At 45.5% G+C, this 10,075-nt stretch carries 6 protein-coding genes; all 6 read right to left on the bottom strand.

The window, feature by feature from the left end; genetic code table 11:
- Window positions 1-832, bottom strand: an 832-nt coding sequence (locus FNH22_RS16035; protein ID WP_143399422.1) for a HEPN domain-containing protein, incomplete at its 3' end; no start/stop codon positions are given.
- A gap of 2,312 nt (window positions 833-3,144) precedes the next feature.
- Window positions 3,145-4,284, bottom strand: coding sequence for a glycoside hydrolase family 105 protein (locus FNH22_RS16030; protein ID WP_221420288.1), 1,140 nt, complete (start codon window positions 4,282-4,284; stop codon window positions 3,145-3,147).
- Window positions 4,285-4,286: 2 nt separating this feature from the next.
- On the bottom strand, window positions 4,287-5,624 hold the full coding sequence (locus tag FNH22_RS16025) for a BNR-4 repeat-containing protein (RefSeq protein ID WP_143399421.1): 1,338 nt from the start codon (window positions 5,622-5,624) through the stop codon (window positions 4,287-4,289).
- Between the two features lie 50 nt (window positions 5,625-5,674).
- Window positions 5,675-6,985 carry a sulfatase-like hydrolase/transferase gene (locus tag FNH22_RS16020; protein WP_221420287.1) on the bottom strand — a complete coding sequence of 437 codons (1,311 nt, stop codon included), beginning with the start codon at window positions 6,983-6,985 and terminating at the stop codon, window positions 5,675-5,677.
- A gap of 73 nt (window positions 6,986-7,058) precedes the next feature.
- The gene (locus FNH22_RS16015) at window positions 7,059-9,203 is read right to left on the bottom strand and encodes a right-handed parallel beta-helix repeat-containing protein (protein ID WP_143399420.1); all 2,145 of its coding nucleotides are present in this window, start codon (window positions 9,201-9,203) and stop codon (window positions 7,059-7,061) included.
- The gene (locus FNH22_RS16010) at window positions 9,200-10,048 is read right to left on the bottom strand and encodes a family 16 glycosylhydrolase (RefSeq protein ID WP_143399419.1); all 849 of its coding nucleotides are present in this window, start codon (window positions 10,046-10,048) and stop codon (window positions 9,200-9,202) included. The genes FNH22_RS16015 and FNH22_RS16010 overlap by 4 nt, the downstream gene beginning before the upstream one ends.
- Window positions 10,049-10,075: the final 27 nt, after the last annotated feature.

Raw genomic sequence — 10,075 nt, 5'->3', positions numbered from 1 at the left:
GCCTCTCCGTAAGCCCCTTCAATTGTTCCACCTTCTCGGCCAGGTAGTCCAGCTCCTCTTTAGAAATACTATACTCATCCATCTTATAGCGCGCATCTACATAGGCCCTTCGAAGCAACTCAAAAAGCCGTTTTTCTTCATCGGTGGAGTGGGGGAATACCGCAAAGCGAGGGTCACAGTTTTTTACCCGAAGGTCCAGCCGCTCCAGGTCATGTTCTTTGGGACGGTAGTCTGTGTAGACCAGCAGGATGGTGGTGTAGTAACGTTCTGTGGCTTGGTGGAGTTGGAAGGCTGCCAGATGTAGATCGTTTTCTGAAAGGTTAAACTTATAAGTCTTGTAAAAACCATTAGCACTTTCATACCACTGATCAAAATACCCCTGTGCCTTTTGCCGGGCCTCTTCCGCGGTGAGCTTCTTAGGGTTTTGCAAGTGTACCTTGCCGGTGTCATACAGTACAATACCTTCTTTTTTAATGTCCTTGAAGAAATAGTTGCCCTGCATCAGGGACTGGTTCAGGTGCTTGCCGGAGTGGAAGATGAGGCTGATGGGTGTTTTCACGATGCCGGTATCCCGTAATACCTCGTTCACTTTAGTTTCTATTTTCAGGTGGCACTTCAGGTCGTCATGGAGGGTGACTACCAGCAGGTCATAGTCGCTTTTGTATTCGTAGAGGATGCCTTTTTCTACGTAGGTGTCTTCCACATATTCGCCCCGGGCATAGCTGCCGAAGAGGATCACCATTTCTACTTTTTTCATGTTACTGAGTAGTTTGGTGATGTTCTGTAGTTCTTCCTGTTTGGTAAAGGGTAATTTCTGTAATGCTTCGTTCACGGGAGTAAGATAAAAGTGTCCTTTCCTGGCACTAAATATAGGTCAATATTTCGTGGATTTAAAAAGCCCTTAAGGATGAAGGGAGTAGGTGCCGGGCGCGCCCTGGAACACATTTAGTGACAAATTTTAAGATCAAATATTTAGGTCCTGATAATGTAAACCAAGCCTAGGACAAAATTATAGAGATGTAAACCAGCTTAAGGACTATTAGCTAAAACGTAAACCTATTACAGGACAATGAATAAAATGACAATAAAATGCAGGATTAGACTTGAGAGCGACAACACCATGCAGGACTATATCCTGGCCTGTCTACTTACACTAGGATTGAAGCAATCTTTGTAATGTACAATTAGGATTAATGTTTAACATTGTAAACCACTAGCAGAATTAACTAAAAACCTGTCAACTTTTTTCAGGACGCCACACGGAAGGGAAGCAGGCCATTCCTGAAAGAGAAAAACTGCCCGGAAAGGTTCGTACAGCCTCCCGGAAGGGTGATGTCCCTCCCCGGAAGGAGGAAAAGTTACCCCGGAAGACTTAATATAGCTCCCCGGAAGGGTGACGTCCCTCCCCGGAAAGGGTATAAAGCTCCCTGGGAAGAATTTTATTTCCCCGGAAAAGGTCGTAACTATCCCGGGCAGAATATTATTTGGTGTTTGTGGCGTCCTGAAATTAACGACAATAATTGACGAAACCGGCCGGAGGCCTCATGGATAGCTGTCACTTGCCATGAGAGGCAAGCGACTGTTTTCTTTTTCACGTCATTTGCCCCCTTCCGGAGTACATTTAGCAAAGCCTAATGCGCTCCAATTTTTTGTTGCAAGTCCGGTTTACAATGACGTAAATGCTTTCAGCACGAGTCGCTTATTCTACCAGGGGAGTGCCGCGCTTTTTCCAAACAACAATCTATTTTATACACGTCATTGATGACGATGATAGGAGGCAGAAGTAATCCCATCATCGTCGGACGCAAACTAAGTCCATTTGTACCGCACGATCAGCAGACTGCCGCGGCCGTAAACTCCCTCGCAGTGACGTTGAGTATTTTTTTATTCTTCTTACTACCCACGCGTCATTGCGAGGACGACGATAGGAGGACGAAGCAATCTCACCATCGCCGGACGCACACTAAGTCCATTTGTACCACACGATCAGCAGACTACCGCGGTCGTGCCCTCCCTCACAGTGACGTTTAGTATTATTTTATTCTCCTTACTAACCACACGTCATTGCGAGGACGACGATAGGAGGACGAAGCAATCTCACCATCGCCGGACGCACACTGAGTACATTTGCACCACACGATCAGCAGACTGCCGCGGTCGTAAACTCCCTCGCAGTGACGTTTAGTATTATTTTATTCTCCTTACTAACCACACGTCATTGCGAGGACGACGATAGGAGGAAGGCGCCATCTCACTATCGCCGGACGCACACTGAGTACATTTGCACCACACGATCAGCAGACTGCCGCGGTCGTATCCTCCCTCGCAGGGACGTTTAGTATTATTTTATTCTCCTTACTAACCACACGTCATTGCGAGGACGACGACAGGAGGACGAAGCAATCTCACTATCGCCGGGCGCAAACTAAGTCCATTTGTACCGAACGATCAGGAGACTGCCGCGGTCGTATCCTCCCTCGCAGTGACGTTCAGTATTTTTGTTTTCCTTACTGACCCCACGTCATTGCGAGGACGACGAAGGAGGAAGAAGCAATCTCACCATCGCCGGACACGGACTAAGTCGATTTGTACCGAACGATCTGGAGACTGCCGCGGTCGTATCCTCCCTCGCAAGGACGTTCAGTATTTTTTTGTTTTCCTTACTAACCACACGTCATTGCGAGGACGACGACAGGAGGACGAAGCAATCTCACTATCGCCGGGCGCAAACTAAGTCCATTTGTACCGAACGATCAGGAGACTGCCGCGGTCGCAAACTCCCTCGCAGGGACGTTCAGTATTTTTTTGTTTTCCTTACTAACCCCACGTCATTGCGAGGACGACGAAGGAGGAAGAAGCAATCTCACCATCGCCGGACACGGACTAAGTCGATTCGTACCGAACGATCTGGAGACTGCCGCGGTCGCAAACTCCCTTGCAGTGACGTTCAGTATTTTTGTTTTCCTTACTAACCCCACATCATTGCGAGGACGACGAAGGAGGAAGAAGCAATCCCATCATCGCCGGACGCATACTAAGTCCATTTACTCCACACGACCTGGAGACTGCCGCGGTCGTATCCTCCCTCGCAGGGATGTCCGGGTATTTTTTTCTTTACCCGACGTCATTGACGACGACTGTACCCTAGCGACCTCCATACAGCTTGTAAACTTCTGAACCCGCAGCCAGGAAGGCCCCACTGCCATACACCTCCGTTTTATCCGGCCAGGCTTTCCCGGGGGCAGCTCCTATGGGTTGGACATACCCTAGCATACCTTCTTCTGTAATATGAGATAACAATGTATTCCAGGCCTTTTTGACTACAGGCTCATATTCATCCCGTTTGAGCAGGCCATTGTTTATGCCCCAGGCCAGTCCAAATGTAAAGAACGAAGTCCCACTGGTTTCAGGTGTCGGGTACAGGTCTTGTCCTAATAAGCTCATGGCCCAATGGCCCTGAGGGGTCTGGATCTGTTTCAGTTTTTTGGCCATTTTCAGGTAGATGTCCTTGAAGTAGGCGTACTCTTTTGAGTCTTTTTCATATTCATCCATCAACAGGGTAAGGCCTCCAAATACCCAGCCGTTTCCGCGCGACCAGAATATCTTATGACCGCTTTCTCTTTTCTCTATGAAGGTATTGTCCCTGAAAAAGAGGTTTTCCTGAGGGTCAAACAAATGATCGACGGTTGCTTTATACTCGTCCAGCATCCATTTACTGTATTTTTTCTTACCGGTAATGCTTGACAGCTTGGCCCATACCGGTGGTCCCATAAAAAGAGCGTCACACCAGGTCCATCGCTCTAAATGCTCATACTGCCCCATCTCAATAGGTTGCTTGCTTGGGTTTTTCATGATCCAGTCATACCGCTCCCGGGTCTTTTGGATCATTTTAGGCTCCTGGTATTTACGATAAAGTTCCAGGTACATCTGCCCTACCGCATGATCATCCGCCATGTATTTACGCCAATGGAGGTCCCATTTTCCCTCTTCACCAATTTGATAAAGCCATTTGTAATATTGATCATCCGGGGCAAGCGCTGCCCATTTGACCATACCTACATAAAGCGCTCCATTCGTCCAGTCCCGGATATGATGAGGCTCCTCCCGGCCACTGTACGTATCTCTGAAATGGGTTGTCTGCCAGTCAGCCACCCGTTTCATTTCACCCAGTATTTTCTCCGGTGTCTCTTGTGAATGCACACGTGGAGATAGTAAAAAGACCATTCCTAGTATCATAATGATCTTGTGCATGCCTGTATTTAATGTATAGAAAGTACTCATCATGTTTATGGGGTGATTAAATAGCGAATAGAGGATTTAAAATCTGTGTAATGAATGTATTTTTCGTTTTGCATCCATAAGAGTACCAAAGGATCATTTTTCTTCATGTTCCGTGGTATGTAAGGACGTACATTGTCATATGTTGAGTTTTTAGTGATCGGTGTTTGCTCCCATGACTTGCCATCATTGCGCGTTACATATTTTACGATCTCAAAAACCCCGGAAATTTCCCGGGAAACAAATAGTTCATTCGGGTCAACCGGGTTTAGGGTCAGGCCACCCGAATAATGGGGCTCCCGTTCGTATTGTCCCTCCGGGGTCTGCGGAAACCATTTGCCGGCATCACATATCTTCGAATCCACCCATTTATCCTTGTAATAATTGGCATAGTAATATTGGTGGTCTTCTTCCGTAGGGTACCTGGCATATAAAATAACCGGATCTCCCTGATCATTGAGTGCTATGTCATGCACCCATGCACGTCCTGACGCTTCCGTAGCTTTATATACTACGGTAGCCTGGTCCGGGGCAAACGGCGCATCCTTCAAAGCACAAATGAGCGTACCATCCGCTTTCCAGAAACTGCCTTTTTCATAGTAGGCATAATACACAGAGTTCGTCTTTTCACGCCTGGGGTGTCCATCAGTAAACACGATATGGATCTTTGACTGACCATCCGAATGGTATTTGACGTATGGGCGGTTTTGCGGGTCCCAGTTTTTTGAAGCTATGAATACCCTGGATTTTGTGAAGCTGGCCCCGTTATCGTCCGACCACATGACATTCGGCTTATACCCGGTCCATCGGCCAAAGCAATAGATCCGATCATTTTCCGCTTTTAATTGAAACGGATTAGCATAGGTAACTTGTTTCAGCGGAAACTTCTTAAGCTCTTCCTCAGAGATCGGGTCAAACGTTATGGGGTCTGTAACGGTACTTTCCGTTTCACTCACGGTAATGCTTTGATAGTACACGTATTTTTTAACGTGTTTGGTGTAAAATGCCATGACCTTATCACCTGCTAAAGGTAAAAACGCGGGGTTATCATGGTCGTCTTTTTCCAATTGATCATAAAGTGATAATGTGCTGATCGTCTTATTGGATAAATTAAGGATACCTGCTTCAATCGTTCCATCTTCTTTCACCCATCCGGAAACAACGGAAGGCTGACTGCCGTGCAAGTAAACGGCCCTGGGATCAGAAAACCAGCACCATGCACCGTCTTTGGTAAAGTCAGAAGGTGCCAATGACAACTGCTGGGCCGGAAGTACAACCGGTGACAGAAGAAATGAAAGGAATAGTAAGAGAACAATGCATTTACTTTTACTTGCTGCTTGATTCATTTTGTCATTAGATATATGATAAATATAGCCTGATCTTCAAAAGGCTAAAACTACCTCAAATATCTGTTATACGCATTGGAAAGGTCAAGGCTATCGTTTGTCCACGTCTGCCAGGATTGCAATTGCTTCATAAGATCTTTAACATCACTATCCACACCTTTTTCATCTTTCAGGTTATGGGTTTCCCACGGATCACGCGTCAGATCATAAAGTTCCATGTCCCCGGATTTCGGATATAATATTAGTTTTTTGTTCTCTTTTATAATGGCCCGTTGGTCATCAAACATGGCCAGATAGATAGAAGGTCTTAACGTGCTTGTTTTATGTATGACCGGGGTAAGGCTCTTAAAATCCAAATGGTCCGGTATATCGATGTCCAAAAGGTCCAGTAAGGTGGGATATACATCCTGAAGATAAACCCTGGTAGCAAATGACTGCCCACTTGTCAGACCAGGGGCCTTGATGATCAGGGGGGCCGTTACGCTTGGCTCGTAGAGACAAACTTTGCCTGCTACACCATTTTCTCCAAAACTGATGCCATGGTCGGACATGAAAACAATGATCGTATTATCATATTCTCCCTTATCTTTCAGTGCCTGAATAATGTTGCCAATATTATCATCCATATGTGTTACCATAGCATTATTTTGCTGTACGCGTGATTTCATGGTGGATGACTTCAAAGGGTCAGGTGAATAATTGTATTTAATATTGGGGTTTAGCGGACCCTCTTTAACACTTGGAGGCAGTTTTACCTCATCCGTTGGATACATGTCATAGTACTTCTGTGAGGTTTGCCGTGGTACGTGCGGTGCATTGAAGGCCACGTAAAGAAAAAACGGGGCTTCCGAATCATAGTTTTGAATAAAATTTACCGCTTCATCACCGGTAATGTCCGTTACATGCTTATCTTCCTGATAATAGGTTTTCAACTGTCCGGGCTGTATACTCCCCAGGCTATCAAAGATATCTTCGGGTGACTTACCCCAGGCATGCCACTTTCCTGTCATGTACGTACTGAAGCCGTTCTCTTTTAGCAGCTCCGGAAGGGATTTAGGAGCGTTTTTTTTGTTTATTTTCTGAGATTGCCAGAGGTATTTACCATAAAAAAGCATGGTACGGCTGGGAACACAAACCGCGGGGGACCAACACCCCATATTATAGGCAGATGTAAAGGAAACCCCTTCATCTGCCAGTTTATCAATATGTGGCGTTTTCATAAATGGGTTCCCAAAAGCGCCAACCGCCTGATTACTCTGATCATCGGATTCAATAAAGAGAATGTTGGGTTGAGCAGAAAGGGTACTGGTAAAGACCCACCCGAATGCAATGAGCATACAGGCTATTTTTAAATTATTCATATTGGCTTAACCGTTTAAAAAATTTCGGTACCCATTGCTATTGAAGAACCTGCTGCATGCTCGTTGAGATAACTCACAGCTTCACAATGCGCCTGGTCATAATATCCCCTGTCTCCATAAAATACTTGAGAAAATAAACTCCTTTTGACATTCCTTCGACATTCAGGCGGATCTTATACTCTCCCGGAAGGGTATCCCGTTTGGTTTCTTCCAATATCAATTGGCCTCCCGGACCATACAGGGCCAGAAAAACGTCACCACGATAAGGAACATCTATGAAGAGGTCAAGGGAAGCGCTTACCGGGTTGGGTATTACTCTAACATAATGGTTTAACTTATGGTCTTCGTCTAACGACAGTATTTCTTCTCCCTCTCCCTCATCCGGCACTCTATCATCGGCGACTGTCCAATCCGCTCCCGGCACCCACTTTTCCCCTCCTGATTCATAAGCTCCTATGTCCGGTTTACTACCCAAAAAGCCGTCGGTGATCCCTTCTATTTCAATTCCCGCATCAATTAATGACGATCCGGCTATTGGCGAAAAATTCTGATCTTCAAATGAGATAAACGGAGACTCGGCGTCAATTATATTGTTTTTGATATCCGTACCTATCCAGTCTTTATGGCTCGCATAATTGTTAGCCACTTCTACTTCTTTCAGAGTAAATCCATTTGCCCAACGTCCCATGGCCTCTTCTACCTGATAAAACGAATTGTTCTGGACGGCCAGGTTCCAGTTATCCCAGTTGATCTGTAGTCCTGTCCAGGTCACGTTCCACACCATATTATGATGTACTTTATATCCTTTGCTATGATTATCGAGGTAAATCCCGGCGGCCCTTCCATCAGCATAATCAGGCCCTTCCGAATCATGGAACCAATTGTGATGGATGACTGAGTTTTTATCATCGTCATTACCTACTGTATAAAAAATGCCACCGTCATTGTTCATTCGCATACATTCTGAAACATCATTGAACGAAACTTCCGTATTCTGGCCACTCACATAAATACCATCACGTCCACAGCTATAGATCGTGTTTTTAGTTATCGCAGTTTCCGGTGTATTCGACCTGATAGGACTGGCATGTATTCCAATGGTGTTAAAGTGACGAATAATGTTATTGGTTACTGTATTCGATGTACTGCCTTTCCAAAAGAACAGCATGGACACCCCATTGCCGGAGCCATACTGTATCAAATTGCGTTCTATAAGGTTAAAGCTTCCTTCTATCGTTACCGCACCCTCTAACTGCTGTGCATCGGTATTGTCCAGTTCATCCAATGATTGAAAGCCATTCGTGACTACGCAGTTCCTGACTACACAGTGGTCGGCCGCAATATGGACCCTGCCACCAAATAGCTGTATAGCGTCGATCAGGATATAGTCTTTATCCAGGGCAACTGTTTTTTCTCTTGTTGCCACTTCCGTTACAACACTACCGGGGTCCACGTCACCCGGTGCATTAAAATACAGCATATTATCCGTCTCATCATAGAACCATTCTCCGGGGTGATCTAATGCTTCCAGTTTGCCAAATAAATAAAAGCGTCCCCTGTTTCCGTTCCTTACTATGGTGGGATTATGAGGATTAAAAGGCCACTTATTGGGATTTATCGCTTCATAATTGATCCTGTTCGATGCAGAGGATGTAATCTTTCGGGTCCAGCTAGCGCCCGAATGCGCTCCCAGGTACCACATATACCCCCCGGTCCAATCTATAGCGGGTATGCCCGTTCCCTCCACATGTGATTCAGAACCGTTTTCCACCAGGGTGGCATCAATGGTATAGGGATCATTATCTGCATTATCAGGCCATCTGGCCAGGTCCATGGCTTTTCCACTTGCATACAACATATTTCGTTCAATACCGAGTGGCATGGTGACGGATGCCTTGTAAATGTTACCGGTATGGTTACTCCAGGCACCCACCGGTTCAGTAGCGGAAATGACCACGGTATCTCCTTCAAAGGCTTTAAATGTAATCAACGCCCCGGCTGTACCACTGTTGGCCGGTGATAACTCTTCCCGGTATATTCCTTCTTTAATAAAACATACATCACCAGGTATCATTAAAGATGCCGCTTTGCCAATGGTCAGGAAGGGCAGCGATTCCGTTCCCGGATTGGTATCCAGCCCATCTTTTGATACATAATAGTCTGTGGCATGTAATCTGAGTGCAGACAGAAAAAATAACAGAACGATAAAATATCTCATTTTTGTGGAATTAGTTTGTATGACCTTACCCAATCATAGTAAGTGGTATTTATGGCATCATTATTTAGTTCGTCTTCCGTAGGTGGTGTCTCCCAATTGTAGGTTTCCGTCACCATATGCATATACATAGGCCGGTTGAACGGTTTATCACGAAAGTAGGTGTTTGGGTGAACGGTAAACTGATACACTCCATTATGATAAAATTTGAGCGTATTTTCATCTACCCACCAACAGCCATACACATGAAAAGCTTCATTCACCGCAGGGGAAATTTCACAATTCCCACCACTGGATTTCACCAGTTTATTACCATCGCAGTCGGTATGAAAAGTGTGTGTATTGGACCGCATAACGTTACGCATGTCCTGCCCTCTTTTCTGCATGCCTATTGCTTCTACAATATCCAATTCCAGCTGCTCACGAGGGCAATCGTTTCCTTCAGGTTTGTTTTTCATCCAGAATGTGGATGACATAGAGATCCCGGAAGCTTTCATCCGGGCCTCGTAATAACCAAAATAAGCATCTTTAGCCTTTGACGCTACTGCACCACCAGCAATGTTATATTTTTTATCCCCTTTAAGTATGCTGTTTTTGATCTGTAGGGTCCCGTCTTTCACCGAAACGGAATAAGCCCTGAAAGTAGCCGGAGGACGTCCATGCACCCAATACGGCGAACGGGCAAACCATTTTTCAGTGTCTAAAGAAGTCCCATCGAATTCATCCGAAAATTTTTCATTAACTACCCACTGATAACCTTCAGGAGCGGGTGGTGGTTGCGCACCGGCATCAAAAAACGAACAAAAAATGACAAGCAGTGAAGTAAGTCCTGCCAATATAAACCTCATTGCGTTCTTCTTAAAACCTTTATACAT

The organism is Fulvivirga sp. M361, assembly GCF_007097395.1.
Lineage (GTDB): Bacteria > Bacteroidota > Bacteroidia > Cytophagales > Cyclobacteriaceae > Fulvivirga.
The sequence above is the reverse complement of the archived record's forward strand: the minus strand, read 5'-3'. Positions and strand labels throughout refer to the sequence as shown.

Bases quoted from the DNA above. Each gene is read 5' to 3' on its own strand.
- FNH22_RS16030 (WP_221420288.1), bottom strand. From the start codon at position 4,284: ATGATGAGTACTTTCTATACATTAAATACAGGCATGCACAAGATCATT.
- FNH22_RS16025 (WP_143399421.1), bottom strand. From the start codon at position 5,624: ATGAATCAAGCAGCAAGTAAAAGTAAATGCATTGTTCTCTTACTATTC.
- FNH22_RS16020 (WP_221420287.1), bottom strand. From the start codon at position 6,985: ATGAATAATTTAAAAATAGCCTGTATGCTCATTGCATTCGGGTGGGTC.
- FNH22_RS16015 (WP_143399420.1), bottom strand. From the start codon at position 9,203: ATGAGATATTTTATCGTTCTGTTATTTTTTCTGTCTGCACTCAGATTA.
- FNH22_RS16010 (WP_143399419.1), bottom strand. From the start codon at position 10,048: ATGAGGTTTATATTGGCAGGACTTACTTCACTGCTTGTCATTTTTTGT.